Below are 15,487 nucleotides of genomic sequence, written 5' to 3'. Positions count from 1 at the left end.
TCTACCGATACCTTCCGGCGTCGTGCCGGCGAAGGCCGGGACCCATACTCCGCGGCCCATCGATGGGCGCCGAGGCCGGAGTCGTTTTCCTTACCACAATCGGTGGCTATGGGCCCCGGCCCCCGTGCGCAATTGCGCACTAGGCCGGGGCGACCCAAGTCTTTTCCGCCGCGAAACGTTGACACCCCCGCGGGAGTCGAAGAAAAAGCGCCGTGACGAACGCCCCCGACAATAGCAACAAACCGGATAGCGCCGGCCGGCCGTGGCTTGCCGTGGTGGCGTTGATCGCCGCGATGACGGCGATGCGGCTGATCTATGCCGGTGTCATCGAGCTGCGCACCGACGAGGCCTATTACTGGACCTGGTCGAAGGAGAGCGCGCTGGCTTTTCTCGACCATCCACCCGGGATTGCCTGGCTGATCCGATTCGGCACTGCGATTTTCGGCGACACCAATCTCGGTGTGCGGTTCGGCGGCATCGTGGCGATGCTGATCACGCAGCTGCTGCTTGCCGATATCGTCCGTCGTGTCACCGGTGATTTTCGCGCCATCGTGTTCGCCTTGCTGATGCCGGAGGCCGCGCTTTATTATGGGCTGCTGATGGCGAAGGTGGCGCCGGATACGGCGATGATCCCGCTCGCGGTCGCGATGCTGTGGTCGCTGGTCCGGCTCCATGAAAGCGGCAATGCGCGCTGGTGGCTCGCAGCGGGACTGTTCGCCGGCCTGGCGATGCTGTCGAAATTCACCGTGATCATGCTGCTGCCCTCCGTGCTGGCGTTTGCGCTGGTGCCGGACTGGCGACGGCGCTGGCTGCTCAGTCCCTATCCGTGGGCAGCGGCGCTGATTGCATTGATCGTGTTCGCGCCGGTGCTGATCTGGAACTATCAGCACGACTGGGCCTCGTTCCGGTTCCAGTTCGTGCGCGCGGTCGCGACCCATCAATTGTCGCTGCGCACCATCGGCGATTATGTCGGCCTGCAGTTCGGCCTCGTCGGCTTCGTGCTGTTGCCGGTGGTGCTGTCTGGCGTGGCGCTGACGGCGTGGCGCGGCTATCGCCATCGCGAGCCGGTTGCGATCCTGCTCTCGACCGCTGTCATCGTGCCGTTCGGCTACTTCTTCTGGAAGTCGCTGACATTGCGCGTCGGCGATACCTGGCCGATGTTCCTGTGGCCGGCCGGATTTGCCGCCACCGCCATCAACCTCGCAATGCTGCCGCGCGAGGGCTGGCCGGAATCGATGATCGCATCCACCAACAAATGGGCGAGGGTGGCGGTGATTTCCGGCATCGCCTTCGTCGTCGGCGTGTTCTTCTATTATGTCGCGGTTCCCTGGAACCTGATCGGCCGCGCCGATCCGGTCGGCAGCGAGGCCGGCTATGAGCAGGTGGTGGCGCGTGCCCAGGATCAGCTGCAGAAGACCGGCGCGACCTGGATCGCGACCACGGACTATCGCACCTACGCAATGCTGCGCTGGTATTTCAACGGCCGCGTGCCGGTCATCCAGATCAACGAGCGCGGCAGGTTTCAGGGCTTTCGCGATCCCGGCATGAACCTCATCCGGGATCGCGCCGGCCTCTACGTCGCGCGCGAGCCGGATAACCGCCTGCCGATCTGGGATGTCACGTCAGCCAGGCGGCAGCCGCTCGAACGCGTCGAGCGCAGCTGGCGCGGCGTGGTGATGGATACCTATGCGCTGGAGAAGCTGACCGGCTGGACGCCGGAACTCTCGCCGCCGCCGGACACGCCGCTGTTCCGCTGGCGCGTGCTGGCAGATAATGCGCCGCCGGGAATGTCACTCCTCGCCGTCGCGCTTGCGCAAAAGGTCCTTGGCGAGATCGCCGAGCGCGGGCCGCGGCAGCGCGGTGAAGGGTAGCGGCCGCGTCACGTCGATGGCGGCGAGGCCGAGCCGGGCGGTGAGCAGCCCGTTGAGCACGCCTTCGCCGAGCCGCTGCGAGAGCTTTGCCGCGATGCCATGGCCGAGCATCTGCTGCACCAGGCTGTCGCCAATCGCCAGGCCGCCGGTAACGGCGAGGTGGCCGATGACGTGGCGCAGCAGGCTGAGCATGCCGAGCGTTCCCGGCCGGCCGCCATAAAGCCGCGCCAGTTGCCGGATCAGCCGCATCGCGGCGACGAACACGAACAGCACGTCGATCAGTGCGCGCGGGCTGACCGCCGTGACGACCGAGACACGTTGCGCCGCGGTCGAGACCAGCCGCCGCGCCTCCTCGTCGAGCGGCGCCATCAATTCGCGCTCCGCCAGCTTGATCATGTCGGCGCCGTCGATGATGTCGTCGGCGTGACCCACCAGCGTGGCGCGGGCACGCGCCAGTTGCGGGTTCTGATGCGCGAGCTTCAGGAGGTCGTTGACGATGGCCCGGCTGGCGGCGCGATCGTCGCTGAGCAACACTTCGGCGGCGCGCTGGTGCAGCTTCTCGATGGCGGCAAGCCGCGCCAGCCCGAACGCTTCGCGCGCGATCACAACCGTCAGCGCCAGCGCCGCGGCGACGGCAAACGCCAGTGCGACGTAACCCATGGTCTGGCTGCGCGCGAACAGATCCTCGATCAAATTGACAACGCCGAGCCCGAGGCCGAGCAGCACCAGCCCTCCGGTGGCGGTCCAGAACAGCGTGCCCCAGCGGAGGCCGCGCCGGGCCGGGACCAGCGGCCTGTCGATCGGCACCGGCAACTGCGCAGGGTCGGGCTCCGGCGTGATATGCACGGTGCCGCGCGCGGGACGGCTGGCATCATCCGGATCCATTACGATCACGCCGGGATCATCGAGCTTGAACGTCGCCGGCCGCCGATGGGGCGTCTTCTCGCTCATTGCAGTTTGTCTCCGATCAGGAACTGGAGGGCGCGGTCAAGGCGGATGTGAGGCAGCGCAGGCTCTTCGCCGCCTTCGCGCTGCAGCAGCGGCGGCCGGAAGCGCAGGAAGCGATAATCGGCCTTTTCCGAAGGCGTGCTGGAGAGGCCGCGGAACGTGCCCTTGAACAGTTCCTCGGGATCGATGGGCAAGTCACCCGGAAAGGTCGCCACTTCGGTCTCGCCGTCGAACGTATCGCCATTGGCGACTTCGCCTGATGCCGGCGTGCCGAGCAGCGAGGGCAGTTTCTCCCGGCCGCGCGCGACCATCGCCTCACGGGTGGCGCGCACCGCGGCCAGCGCCACCACGTCGATGGCCGCTCCGGCGTATTCAGCGCGATCGGCGGCCTTGGCGACCGCGCGCCGCAATATGGCCTCCAGCCGGTCATGGCTGGAATGATGCAGATGATCGGCCTTGGTCGCCGCAAACAGGATGCGGTCGATCCGCGGCCGGAACAGATTGCTCAGGATCGTGCTGCGGCCGATCCGGAAACAATCGAGGATGCCGGAGAGTGCGGCTTCCAGATCGTGCAGCGCCTCCGGTCCGGCGTTGAAGGCCGCGAGCGCATCGACCAGCACGATCTGGCGATCGAGCCGCGCGAAATGATCGCGGAAGAACGGCCGCACCACGACGTCCTTGTAGGCCTCGTAACGCCGTCGCATCATCGCCCACAGCGAACCGTCAGGCGCGGTGCCGTCGGGTGCGACGTCGAGCGGCGCAAAGGTCAGCGCCGGCGAGCCCGCCAGATTGCCCGGCATCAGGAAACGGCCGGGCGGCAGCAGGCTCATCGCAAAGCGCTCGTCGCGGCAGGCGCGCAAATAGTCCGTGAACAATTTGGCCGCCATGCGCGCCGCCGGCTCGTCCTCGCGGGCCTCGGCGTTCAGCGTCGCCAGATGTTCGTGCCACGGCGTGGCGAGCTTTTCGCGCGGGCCTTCGCGCGACAAAGCAAGGCTCTCGGCCGACCATTGCTCAAAACTTTTGTTGAGCAGTGGCAGGTCGAGCAGCCATTCGCCGGGGTAGTCGACGATATCAAGCGTCAGCGTGCGGTCGGCGCCGTTCTGGCGCTGATAGTCCATCACCAGGCGGAGTTCGCTGATGTCGACGGTGGAGGCGGGCCAGAGGCGCTCCTCGATCAGGGTGTGGACGTGGTTCTCGTAATCGAAGCGCGGCACCGCGTCATCGGGCTGCGGCTCGAGTCGGGCGCGGGCGATGCGCCCGGTCGCAAACGCTTCGAACACCGGAAAACGGCCGCCGCGGGTGAGGCCGTGGATCAGCGCCGTGATGAACACGGTCTTGCCGGCGCGGGACAGGCCGGTGACGCCGAGCCGCACCGTCGGATGGAAGAAGCTGTCGCCGTAATCCAATAGCGCCCGCGCCGACAGCCGCGCTTCCTCGACGATATCCTGAAAACTGGGGGCCATGCGGTGCGGGAAGACTCGATGAGAGGGCGCTCACCCGCCAAAGTGGCGATTGGGGGACCAAAATCAAGCTTGAAGGGAGGTTTCGGCCGACGAACCGGGCGGCGCGTTGACCTCCCAACGGCGATGTTTTATCGCCCCGTGACAACATTCCGGACGCGGCATACCTTCGCGACCAGGAAAACAATGATGAGGGGAGAACGGCCATGCAGGTGACCGGAAAAGTCGTGGTTGTCACCGGCGGCGCCAGCGGCATCGGCCGGGCGCTGTGCGAAGCCTTCCATCGCGCGGGCGCGGCCAAGGTCGTGGTCGCCGACATCAATCCGGACGGCGCGCGAACCGTCGCCACGCCGATCAATGGCGCGGCCTTCAAATGCGATGTCGGCAAGGAAAAGGATGTCCTCCACGTCATCGAGGAGACCGAGAAGCAATTCGGCCCGATCGCGTTGTTCTGTTCCAATGCCGGCATCGGCGGCGGCTTCGATCCGTTGTCCACCAATGCAGGCGGAACTTCGGATGAGCCCTGGTCGCGAAGCTGGGCCGTTCACGTCATGGCGCATGTCTATGCCGCGCGGCACCTGATCCCGCGCATGAAGGCGCGTGGCGGCGGCTATTTCCTCAACACGATATCCGCGGCGGGACTGCTGTCGCAGGTCGGCAGCCCGGCCTATTCGACCACCAAACATGCGGCCGTGGGCTTTGCGGAAAATCTCGCGATCTCGCACAAGGCCGACGGCATCAAGGTGTCGATCCTGTGCCCGCAGGGCGTCGATACCGCGATGCTCAGGTCGATACCAAAGGGCCCGCAATCCGGCGACGGCGATCTGTCGGCGGAGCAGGTGGCGCAGGACGTGCTTGCGGGGCTGGAGCAGGAAACCTTTGCGATTCTGCCGCATCCGCAGGTGCTCGGTTACATGCGCAAGAAGACCGAGAATTACGATCGCTGGATTGCCGGCATGGCGAAGATCCAGGCCAAGATGCGGGAAACGTACGGGAAGTGAGCGTGAGGAGTGCCGTGCTCTTTCCCCGTCATTGCGAGGAGCGTTAGCGACGAAGCAATCCATCTATCCGTTATGCCGCACCATGGATTGCTTCGCTTCGCTCGCAATGACGTTGATAGGCCGGTGGCTCAATCCTTCTTCGTGTAAAGCAGCGGCACCGCCGAATCCACGATCACCTCGATCAGGCTGACGCCTTCATGCGCCAGCCCGCGCTTCAGCGCAGCGCCGAGCTCTGATACCTTGCTGACGCGGACCGCGTGACACCCCATGCCTTCGGCGATCTTGACGAAGTCGATATCCGGCAGTTCGAGGCCGGGCACGTTGCGGACCTGCATCACCTGGCTGAACGAGCGCATCGCGCCGTAGCCGGAATTGTTGGTCACGACCACCGTCAGCGGCAGCTTGCGCTGAGCCGCGGTCCACAGCGCCTGGATCGAATACATCGCTGACCCATCGCCAATCAGGCAGACGGTGCGCACATCGGGACGTCCCAGCGATATTCCGACCGCCGCGGGCAGGCTGAAGCCGAGGCCGCCGCTCGCCATGGTGTAAAAACTGTCCTGCCCGCGCATCGGCATGAATTTCTGCATCGCCGGGCGGTGCGACGGCGCTTCCTCGACGAGGGCCGCGTCTTTCGGCATGGCGTGGAACAACGCATCCAGCAGGAATTCCGTCGGGATCGGATCGGCGGCCGCAGGCGCGGGATGCAGCGCCCGGCCCGCCGGGATCACGCGTTTGGTCTCGGGCAGCAGTTCAAGCAGCATCGTCAGCGCCGGCTTCATCGTGGCGACGATGCTGGTGCCTGACGGCGTCACCGCCGCCGCGGTCGGATCGTCGGTGACCTGGAAGATCGTGGTGGCGCCATCGAAGATCGCGGCATGGCCTTCGACATGGAAGGTGAAAATTGGCGCGCCGATCACGACCACAAGGTCATGATCGCGCAGTGCGTCGGAAACCTGCCCCGGCGAGGCGTGCAGGAAACCCGCGAATTGCGGATGCCGTTCCGGAAACGAACAGCGTGCCGAGAACGGGCTGACCCACACCGCGGCGCGGGCTTTCTCCGCCACGCGCACCATCAGGTCGACGGCCTCGGCGCGATCGACGCTGGGGCCGACGACGAGAGCGGGGCGTTTGCTGTCGGTGAGCGCTGATACCAGCGCCTTCATCGCAGCGGGATCGGGCCCGAGCTCGCGGCTGACCTGGCGCGCCTCGACCGGTTGCGTGGGACGGGTCCAGTCGTCGACCGGCACCGAGACAAAGGTCGGTCCGCACGGCGGCTGCATCGCGACATAATAGGCGCGGGCGATCGCGGCCGGTACGTCCTCAGGCCGCGCCGGCTCGATGCTGTATTTCACGTAAGGCTGCGGAAATTCCGTCGCCCGTTCGGCAAACAGGAACGGCAGCAGCGGCATGATCGAGCGGGCCTGCTGGCCCGCGGTGATGACGATCGGCGTCTGGTTGCGGTAGGCGTTGAAGATGTTGCCGAGCGCATTGCCGACGCCGGCGGCCGAATGCAGGTTGACGAAGCCGGCGTTACGCGTCGCCTGCGCATAGCCGTCGGCCATGCCGACCACGGAGGCTTCGTGCAGCCCAAGCACGTAATCGATGTCGTCAGGCCAGTCGCTCAGGAACGGCAATTCGGTCGAGCCGGGATTGCCGAACACTTTCTTGACGCCGAACGCGCGGAGCAGGTTGAAGGTGGCGTCCTTGACGGTGGTGGATTTGGTTTCGGTCTTGGTGGGCTTGCGGGACGACATCCGTGACTCCCAGAGCTAACTGCAGACTCCGTCATTGCCTGTGACAAACGCGAAGCGTTTGCACAAGGGAGCAAAGCGACGAAGCAATCCATACTTCCTGCATGGAGGTATGGATTGCTTCGCTTACGCTCGCAATGACGTCAAATCAACTTCACCACGTGGCCGTACCCTTCATCGTCGGCTGGCCGTCCGAATTGGCGGTCCACAGTTCCGTGCCGGTGCCGGTGTCGTTGGCATTGACCGAGAACTCGCTGCCTTCGAACAGCGGCTGCACGCCGCGGTAGCCTAGTTTCTTCGGCGCCGCGCCGCCGTGCAGTTTGGCCGCGAACTCCACGATCAGGGCCGCCTGCAGCGGGCCGTGGAACACCAGCCCCGGATAGCCCTCGACCTTGGTGACGTAGTCGCGGTCGTAATGGATGCGGTGGCCGTTGAAGGTCAGCGCCGAGTAGCGGAACAGCAGCACGGGGTCGGCCATGTGGCTTTCGCGGTGCTTTGCGACCGGTGGCGGCGGGGGCGCCTTGGCAGGGGCGGCCGGCGCCGCGCCCGACAGGTCGCGGTAGACGATGTCCTGGCGCTCGCGGATCGCCACCCCGCGCGGCGTCGTGATGGTGTGCTCGACCGCGACAAAACATAACGCGCCGGTGCTGCCGGTCTTCATCGTCACGTCGGCAATACGCGACGTACGCTTTGCCTCATCGCCGACGCGCAACGCATCAAGGAATTCGAGCTCGCCGCCGGCCCACATCCGGCGCGGCAGCGGCACCGGCGGCAGGAAACCGCCGCGGGTCGGATGGCCGTCGGGGCCGAGCATCGACATCGGAAACACCGGCTGCGCCAGGCACCAATGCGTGGTCCAGGGCGCGGCGTCGCCGGTCCTGGGCTCGCCGATCTCCTGGAACAGTGTCGCGCGCAAACCCTTCACGAGTTGCGCGGTGACGATGTCGGAGGCCTCGGTGGTCTTTCCGATCCAGCCGCGCAAATGGTCGAGGTCGAGTTTTTCCGTCATGACGATTTTGCCCGTGCAGAAGCCTTGGGGAGTTCGACGTGCTCGCCGATCGCAGGGACCGCGCCGTAACGCCTGTTCTCGCCGACGAAGATCGCAGCCGGCGCGGCGTAGCTGACCTTGCCCTTCGGCGTATCGACCTCGATGCGGCGCAGATGCGGATGGGTGGCAAGATCGGCCATGGTGTTGACCTCGGCAAACGCGATATCGGCGTTCGCGAGCCGCTTCAGCAGATCGACACGATCCATCGTGGCAAAGCTGTCGGCCACGATCTTGTCGGTCACAGTGCGATTCCTGACGCGCTCGACCATGTTAGCCAGGCGGGGATCATTGGGCAGATCGGGTTGATCCAGCACCTCGGCGCAGAGCTTCTTCCACTCGCGCTCGCTCTGGATCGAGATCAGGATGCCCTTGCCGTCTTTGGACTGGAATACGCCGTAGGGCGCAATGGACGGATGCGCCAGCGCCATCCGCTTCGGCGGGTTGCCGGCTTCCGAATTGATCAGCGGCACCGCCATCCAGTCGGCCATCACGTCGAACATCGAGATCCGGATATCGGCGCCCTTTCCGGTTCGGCCGCGTGCGATCAGCGCTTCAAGGATCGAGGCATGCGCGGTGGCGCCGGTTGCGATATCGACGACGGAAATGCCGACGCGGGACGGGCCTTCCGGCCCGCCGGTAATCGAGGCGAGGCCGCTCTCGGCCTGGATCAGGAGATCATAGGCCTTGCGGTCGGCATAGGGGCCGTCGTCGCCATAGCCTGAAATGGTGCAGCAGATCAGCGCCGGATAATCCTTGCGCAAACGCTGCAGCGAGAAGCCGAGCTTGTCCATCGAGCCGGGTTTCAGGTTTTGCAGCAGCACGTCGGCGCTGGCGATCAGCTCTTCCATCGCCACGCGGCCCTCTTTGGTGGCGAGGTCGACGACCACGGAATTCTTGCCGCGGTTGAGCCAGACGAAATAGCTGCTCTGTCCCTTCGCCGCGGCGTCATAGCCGCGCGCAAAATCACCCTCGGGGCGCTCCACCTTGATGACATGGGCGCCGGCATCCGCCAGCCGTGAGCTGCAAAACGGCGCAGCGACCGCCTGTTCGACGGCGACGACGATCAATCCTTCAAGCGGCAGCATTATTTGTTCTCAGTAGGAGCGGGGCATGCCGAGCACATGCTCGGACACGAACGACAGAATGAGATTGGTCGAAATCGGCGCGACCTGATAGAGCCGCGTCTCGCGGAACTTGCGCTCGACGTCGTATTCCTCGGCGAAGGCAAAGCCGCCATGGGTCTGCACGCAGGCATTGGCGGCTTCCCAGGAGGCGTCGGCTGCCAGCATCTTGGCCATGTTGGCTTCGGCGCCGCAATCGAGCCCGGCTTCATATTTGCGGGTGGCTTCCTTCACCATCAGCTCGGCCGCGCGCATCTGCGCATAGGCCTTGGCGATCGGGAACTGGACGCCCTGGTTCTGGCCGATCGGACGGCCGAACACCACGCGCTCCTTGGCATAGGCAGTGGCTTTGGCGATGAACCATTTGGCGTCGCCGATGCATTCGGACGCAATCAGGATACGCTCGGCGTTCATGCCTGACAGGATGTAGCGGAATCCCTTGCCTTCCTCGCCGATCAGATTTTCGGCGGGCACCCGCATGTCCGTGAAGAACACTTCCGTGGTGGCGTGGTTCATCATGGTGCGGATCGGGCGGATTTCCAGGCCGTTGCCTTTCGCTTCGCGCATGTCGACGATGAACACCGACAGACCATCGGTGCGCTTCTTGGCGTCTTCCTTCGGCGTGGTGCGCGCCAGGAGGATCATCAGGTCGGAATATTCGGCGCGGCTGGTCCAGATCTTCTGGCCGTTGACGACGTAGCCATTGTCGCCGTCGCGTTTGGCAAAGGTCTTCAGCGAGGAGGTATCGGTGCCGCTGGTGGGCTCGGTGACACCGAAGGCCTGCAGCCGCAATTCGCCGCTGGCGATCTTGGGCAGCCATTTTGCCTTCTGCTCGTCGCTGCCGTGCCGCAGCAGCGTGCCCATCGTGTACATCTGGGCGTGGCAGCCGCCGCCATTGCAGCCGGCGCGCTGGATCTCTTCGAGAATCGCGGCCGCCGCCGACAGCTTTAGCCCGGCGCCGTTATATTCCTCGGGGATCAGCACCGAGAGATAGCCCGCCTGCGTCAGCGCATCGACGAATTCGCTCGGATATTTCATCTCGCGGTCGAGCTTGCGCCAGTATTCGCCGGGGTATTGGGCGCAGAGTTTCGCGACCGCGTTGCGGATGTCGGCGTATTCGTCTTGCTGTTCGAGTGCGGTCATTTGGAGTGCCGTCGTTGTGATTGGGGATGGGCGTGGAGTTGTGAAACCACCGGTAAGTCCCTATGCTCGATTGTTATAGCGTATTAACCCGCATTCCAAGATTGGCAAGCATGGATTTCCGACAGCTGAGGACGTTCAGTTGCGTGGCCGAACTCGGAAGCCTCAGCAAGGCCTCCGACACGTTGCGGGTCGCGCAGCCGGCGCTCAGCCGCCAGATCAAGCTGCTCGAACACGAGCTGCGCGCCGAGCTGTTTACCCGCAACGGCCGCGGCATGGTGCTGACCGAGGCCGGCCGCCTGCTGCTGGCGCGGACCGCCGGCATCGTCCGGCAAATCGACCAAATTCGCGACGATATCCAGTCCTCCGGCGGCCCGCCGTCGGGACGGGTGGTGCTGGGTCTGGTTCCAACGGTGAGCTGCGTGATCTCGGCGCGGCTGGCGCGGCGCACCGTCGAAAGCTACCCGGGCATCTCGCTCTGCATCGTCGAGAGCTACAGCGGGCATTTGATCGAGTGGTTGCATCGCGGCCAGATGGATCTGGCCGTGATCTACGGACCGTCGGCCGATCTGCACCTCACCGTGCAACACCTCGGCCGTGACAAGATCGTCGCGGTCGGCCCGCGCGGTTGCGGGCTGACGAAGAAGAAGCAGGTCGATATCGACTGGCTGCTGCGGCAGCGGCTGGTGTTGCCCAGTCATTCGCACGGGCTCCGGACGCTGATCGAGCATGCAGCGGCAAAGAAGAAGCTGAAGCTCGATGTCCAGGTCGAGGCGGATTCCTTTCGCGTCCTCACCAGCCTGGTCGAGGAGGGGCTCGGATATGCGCTGCTGCCGCCGTCCTCGCTGCGCGCGGAAGTCGCCGACGGCCGGCTGGAAGTCGCCACGATTTCAAAACCGGCGCCGATGCGCGAACTCACCATCGCGTCCCCCATCGAGCATCCCGGGTCGACCGCCATCACGCTCGTCACTGATCTGCTCCGCAAGGAGGTCGACGCCTGCCGCAAGGAAGGCCTCTGGGATATCCAGGTCGGCTGAGGCGATTACGTAACCGCAAACCCCAGATTTTCCCGGAACCGGTTCTTCAAAAACACGCCGTCGCGCGGCGGCAGCGCGCGGTCGACATGGCCGGTGGCGATGCGAATCCGCGCCAGCCGCGGCCCGGCGTCGAGGCGCTGCAGCGTCGGCCGATAATCGTTGACGCCGTTGATGTCGGTGATCTCGGTGACCGAGCGAAAGCCAGCGCCTGTCGCGATCACATCAAGCTGCGCGCCGAGACCGGAATGGCTGACCTGCATGCCGGTCTCGCCGAAATGGCCGTTGTCGAGAATGACGATGGTCAGATTGCCCGGCGTCTTGGTCGCGATCGTCAGCAGGCTGCCGATGCCCATCAACTGCTCGCCGTCGCCGGTGATGACGGCGACCGGCCGCTTCGGTTGCGCCAGCGCAAGGCCGAGGCCGACCATGCCGGCGCCGCCCATCGCGCCCCACAAATAGAAATTACCGGGATGCTCGCCGGCGTCGAAAACGTCATAGGACGCCGAGCCGAGCCCGGTCACCACAAGCAGGTCCTTGCGATCGGCGAGCAGCGCCTTCACCGCCTCGCGGCGGCCAAGCGTGAAATTCTGGACCATCACTTCGTCTCCGTCCATTTCTTGCGGCCCAGCATGCGCTGCGAGATAAGCACCGCGATCTGCTGGTCGCTCTCGAACGCCAGTGAACAGGCGGCCGAAATAACCTCTTCTGCGTCTTCAGGCCGTTCGAGCCTGAACACGGTGATGCCCATGATCTCGAACGCCTGCGGCGTCGCTTTCCCCATCGGGATTTGCCACGGATTGAATTCGGCCCATTCGCCGCGCATCGTCACCAATGTCAGGAACGGCAGGCGACAGCTCGCGGCCAGCGAAAACATGTTCACGCAATTGCCGACGCCGCTCGACTGCATCAACAGCACCGAGCGATCGCCCCCGAGCCAGGCGCCGGCGGACAGCGCGACGCCTTCCTCTTCGGTGGTCAGCACGGTGGTCTGGATCGCTGGATCGGCGTACGACAGCTCGATCAGGCGGGAGTGGCCGGCATCCGGAACATAGGAGATTTGCGAGACGCCATGCGCTTTCAGCGTCTTGTAGATCTGCGCCGGCCAGCTTAGGCCGGACTGGGTATCGTCTTTGGCGTCATCCCTGACAGCAACATCGTTCATGGCAGCCTCGGTTCCGGGTCACGTCTCCTGCGTGACCACGGCCAAGGTTTAGCCCAGAAGACCGCAGTGCGGCCTTCTCATCTGGTTCAAGCTGCCATGCCGCGATGTTATAGGGGCGCCGGTAAAGCCTTTGGCGTTGATAGCTTCGGCGCGATCAGGCGAATTGAGCTCGCTCAGGAAATCCGCACCGGCAGCGATTCGATGCCGCGCACGAAACTGGAATAGACCCGCTTCGGCTCGCCGACCACCTCGATGCGATCGAACCGCTTCAGCATTTCCTGCCACACGATTTTCAGCTGCAACTCGGCCAGGCGCATGCCGACGCAGCGGTGGATACCGAAGCCGAACGAAAGGTGGGTGCGGGGCCGGGCGCGGTCGATGATGAATTCGTCGGGCTTCTCGATACCCTCCTCGTCGCGGTTGCCGGAGACGTACCACATCACGACGCGATCGCCCTTTGCGATCTTCTTGCCGCCGATCTCGGTATCGACCAGCGCGGTGCGGCGCATATGCGCCAAGGGAGTCTGCCAGCGGATCACTTCCGGCACCATGGAATCGATCAGCGCCGGATTGTCGCGCAGCTTCTGGTACTGCTCGGGATGCTCGTTCAGCGCCAGCACCGAGCCGCTCATGGTGTTGCGGGTGGTGTCGTTGCCGCCGACGATCAACAGGATGATGTTGCCCATCAGGTTATCAGGGTCCATGTGCCGCGTCGCGTCGCTATGGGCCATCATGGACAGCAGGTCGTTGCGCGGCTCGCTGTTGACGCGCTCATTCCAGAGCTTTGAGAAATAGGCGTAGCACTCGTCCATTTCCTGGCGTCGCTGCTCGGGCGATTCCACGACGCCGCTCTTGGGCAGCGCGGTCGAGACGTCGGACCAGCGCGTCAGCTTGCGCCGCTCTTCCCAGGGGAAGTCGAACAGGGTCGCCAGCATCTGGGTCGTCAGTTCGATCGACACCCGATCGACGAAGTTGAAGGTCTCGTTGCGCGGCAGATCGTCGAGCACCTTGCAGGCGCGCTCGCGGATCAGTTTTGCCAGCTCGTCCAGATGCGTCGGCGTGAACATCGGCGACACCGTCTTGCGCTGCGAGGAGTGCCGCGGCTGGTCCATCGCGATGAAGCTCGGATAGTCATAGCCGGGCGGTACGTCGCGGATCGAAATGCCGCCGAGTGTCGAGTCGGAGGAGAAGATGCCGTGGTTGGTGTCGACATGCATGATGTCGTTGTATTTGGTCACCGACCAATAGGGTTCGATCGGCGCGTTGGTGCAGTAGTGCACCGGCTCTTCCTTGCGCAGCCGTTCGAACCACGGCCATAGCGTATCGTTCTGGAACAGCTTTGGCGCACCGGGGTGAAAATCCTTCAGCGGCGTCGAGTAGGCCTCTTCGCGCGCGGCGCGCAGAAGCTCTTGTCTGTCGGCTCGGATCGCGGCCTGGACGTTCATCGTCGTTCATCCCCGGGTACAGGAAACGTTGAAGGAATGTATTAGACTATAACTTATAGGCCTTCTAAGGGCAAAGCCCGTGCAGGTAGTTGCGGAACTGGCTGCCTAGTTCGAGATGCGCGCGGGCAGGGTCTCGTAACCCTTGACAAAGCTTGAATAAACCCGCTTCGGCTCATCCATCACCTCGATCTTGTCGAAGCGCTTGAGGATCTCTTCCCAGATAATCTTCAATTGCAGTTCCGCCAGCCGCAAGCCGACGCAGCGGTGGATGCCGAAGCCGAAGGAGATGTGGGTGCGCGGCCGGGCGCGGTCGATGATGAACTCGTAAGGGCGTTCGATGATCTCTTCGTCACGGTTGCCCGAGACGTACCACATCACGACCTTGTCGCCCTTTTTGATCTGCTTGCCGCGGAACTCGATATCCTCGAGCGCGGTGCGCCGCATATGCGCCAGCGGCGTCTGCCAGCGGATCACCTCGGGAACGAAACTGTCGATCAGCGCGGGATTGTCGCGCAGCTTGCTGTACTGATCCGGATTTTTGCTCAGCGCATAGATGCTGCCCGACAGCGTGTTGCGGGTGGTGTCGTTGCCGCCGACGATCAAGAGGATCAGGTTGCCGAGGAAATTCTTCGGGTCCATGTCGCGGGTGGCTTCGCTGTGCGCCATCATCGACAGCAGATCGCTCTTCGGCGGCTGGTTGATCCGGTCTTTCCAGAGCGTGGCGAAATAGGTCGCGCATTCCAGAAGCTCGGCCTGCCGTGCCTCTTCGGTCGGGACGAGGCCGCCGGGCCCGGGAATCGTCGTCGCAATGTCGGACCAGCGCGTCAGCTTGCGGCGATCCTCCCAGGGGAAGTCGAACAGCACCGCGAGCATCTGCGTGGTGAGCTCGATCGAGACCCGGTCGACCCAGTCGAACACTTCGCCGCGCGGCAGATTGTCGAGGCATTCGGCCGACCGCTTGCGGATGTTGATCGCGAGCTGGTCGAGATGGGTCGGCGTGAACATCGGCGCCACGGTCTTGCGCTGCGCCGAGTGGCGCGGCTGGTCCATGGCGATGAAGCTTTCGCGGCGCAGATCGGTCGCGACGTCGCGGATGGTGATGCCGCCAAGGTATGCCGCCGACGAGAACACCGCGTGGTTGGTCTCGATGTCCATGATGTCGTTGTATTTGGTGATCGACCAATACGGCCCGAACATGCTGTCCTTGCAGTAATGCACCGGCGCTTCCCGGCGCAGCCGGTCGAAATACGGCCAGAACGTATCGGTCTTGAACAGTTCGGGATCGCCGGGGTCGAACTCGGCCAGCGGCAGCGAATAAGCGCGCTCGCGTGCGGCCTTTTGCCGGGAGTCCAGTTCAATGGAATCCTGGGTGAGTTCGATGGTTCCCTGCATGGAGCGGCTCCCTGATTGTTTTCCGCGCGCCGGGATTCGCCCGGTGGCGGTATTTTGGGGTGATTACAGCCGTTCGTACGTGCCGGGGCAAGGGACAGTTTTGATGCT

General features: G+C 64.3%; 13 protein-coding genes. 3 read left to right on the top strand and 10 right to left on the bottom strand.

All coding sequences use genetic code 11. The annotated features are described in order from the left end of the window. The first annotated feature begins 293 nt into the window (after positions 1-293). The gene (locus tag JQ558_RS19885; RefSeq protein WP_212294737.1) at positions 294-1,871 is read left to right on the top strand and encodes a glycosyltransferase family 39 protein; all 1,578 of its coding nucleotides are present in this window, start codon (positions 294-296) and stop codon (positions 1,869-1,871) included. Here JQ558_RS19885 and JQ558_RS19880 read toward each other — a convergent pair. Together JQ558_RS19880 and JQ558_RS19875 are read right to left on the bottom strand one after the other, a co-directional pair. Continuing rightward, positions 1,791-2,822: a YcjF family protein gene (locus tag JQ558_RS19880; protein WP_212294639.1), complete on the bottom strand. Its 1,032-nt coding sequence runs from the start codon at positions 2,820-2,822 to the stop codon at positions 1,791-1,793. The two genes, JQ558_RS19885 and JQ558_RS19880, sit on opposite strands and share 81 nt — an antisense overlap. Then, entirely contained in the window at positions 2,819-4,282 is a 1,464-nt protein-coding gene (locus JQ558_RS19875; RefSeq protein WP_212294638.1) for a YcjX family protein, read from the bottom strand. The genes JQ558_RS19880 and JQ558_RS19875 overlap by 4 nt, the downstream gene beginning before the upstream one ends. A 203-nt stretch (positions 4,283-4,485) precedes the next feature. Between JQ558_RS19875 and JQ558_RS19870 the strand changes: the two genes are divergently transcribed. Then, positions 4,486-5,280: an SDR family oxidoreductase gene (locus JQ558_RS19870; RefSeq protein ID WP_212294637.1), complete on the top strand. Its 795-nt coding sequence runs from the start codon at positions 4,486-4,488 to the stop codon at positions 5,278-5,280. A gap of 128 nt (positions 5,281-5,408) precedes the next feature. On the opposite strand, the gene mdlC is transcribed toward JQ558_RS19870, so the two are convergent. The 4 genes from mdlC to JQ558_RS19850 all read right to left on the bottom strand — a co-directional run bounded on the left by mdlC (position 5,409) and on the right by JQ558_RS19850 (position 10,346). Next, on the bottom strand, positions 5,409-7,037 hold the full coding sequence (mdlC, locus tag JQ558_RS19865) for a benzoylformate decarboxylase (RefSeq protein WP_212294636.1): 1,629 nt from the start codon (positions 7,035-7,037) through the stop codon (positions 5,409-5,411). A 151-nt stretch (positions 7,038-7,188) separates the two neighbouring features. Continuing rightward, complete coding sequence (locus JQ558_RS19860) at positions 7,189-8,043, bottom strand: MaoC family dehydratase N-terminal domain-containing protein (protein ID WP_212294635.1); 855 nt, start codon at positions 8,041-8,043, stop codon at positions 7,189-7,191. Beyond that, entirely contained in the window at positions 8,040-9,167 is a 1,128-nt protein-coding gene (locus JQ558_RS19855) for a CaiB/BaiF CoA-transferase family protein (RefSeq protein WP_212294634.1), read from the bottom strand. Before JQ558_RS19855 ends, JQ558_RS19860 begins: the two co-directional genes overlap by 4 nt. 9 nt (positions 9,168-9,176) lie before the next feature. After that, on the bottom strand, positions 9,177-10,346 hold the full coding sequence (locus tag JQ558_RS19850) for an acyl-CoA dehydrogenase family protein (protein ID WP_212294633.1): 1,170 nt from the start codon (positions 10,344-10,346) through the stop codon (positions 9,177-9,179). A 110-nt stretch (positions 10,347-10,456) separates the two neighbouring features. Between JQ558_RS19850 and JQ558_RS19845 the strand changes: the two genes are divergently transcribed. After that, entirely contained in the window at positions 10,457-11,380 is a 924-nt protein-coding gene (locus tag JQ558_RS19845) for a LysR substrate-binding domain-containing protein (protein WP_192736597.1), read from the top strand. Between the two features lie 5 nt (positions 11,381-11,385). Here the strand turns inward: JQ558_RS19845 and JQ558_RS19840 are convergent, their stop codons facing one another. From JQ558_RS19840 to JQ558_RS19825, 4 genes are all read right to left on the bottom strand, one after another. Then, positions 11,386-11,976 (bottom strand): thiamine pyrophosphate-dependent enzyme, encoded by a 591-nt coding sequence (locus JQ558_RS19840; RefSeq protein ID WP_249142548.1) that lies wholly within the window; start codon positions 11,974-11,976, stop codon positions 11,386-11,388. Next, positions 11,976-12,542, bottom strand: coding sequence for a thiamine pyrophosphate-binding protein (locus JQ558_RS19835; RefSeq protein ID WP_212294631.1), 567 nt, complete (start codon positions 12,540-12,542; stop codon positions 11,976-11,978). Before JQ558_RS19835 ends, JQ558_RS19840 begins: the two co-directional genes overlap by 1 nt. A 173-nt stretch (positions 12,543-12,715) precedes the next feature. Beyond that, positions 12,716-13,987: a cytochrome P450 gene (locus tag JQ558_RS19830; protein WP_212294630.1), complete on the bottom strand. Its 1,272-nt coding sequence runs from the start codon at positions 13,985-13,987 to the stop codon at positions 12,716-12,718. A 105-nt stretch (positions 13,988-14,092) separates the two neighbouring features. Continuing rightward, positions 14,093-15,379: a cytochrome P450 gene (locus JQ558_RS19825; RefSeq protein ID WP_212211902.1), complete on the bottom strand. Its 1,287-nt coding sequence runs from the start codon at positions 15,377-15,379 to the stop codon at positions 14,093-14,095. Positions 15,380-15,487: the final 108 nt, after the last annotated feature.

This window comes from Bradyrhizobium sp. AUGA SZCCT0160, assembly GCF_018130105.1.
Classification (GTDB): Bacteria; Pseudomonadota; Alphaproteobacteria; order Rhizobiales; family Xanthobacteraceae; genus Bradyrhizobium.
Note: the sequence above shows the minus strand (reverse complement) of the source record. Positions and strands in the feature narration are given on the sequence as shown.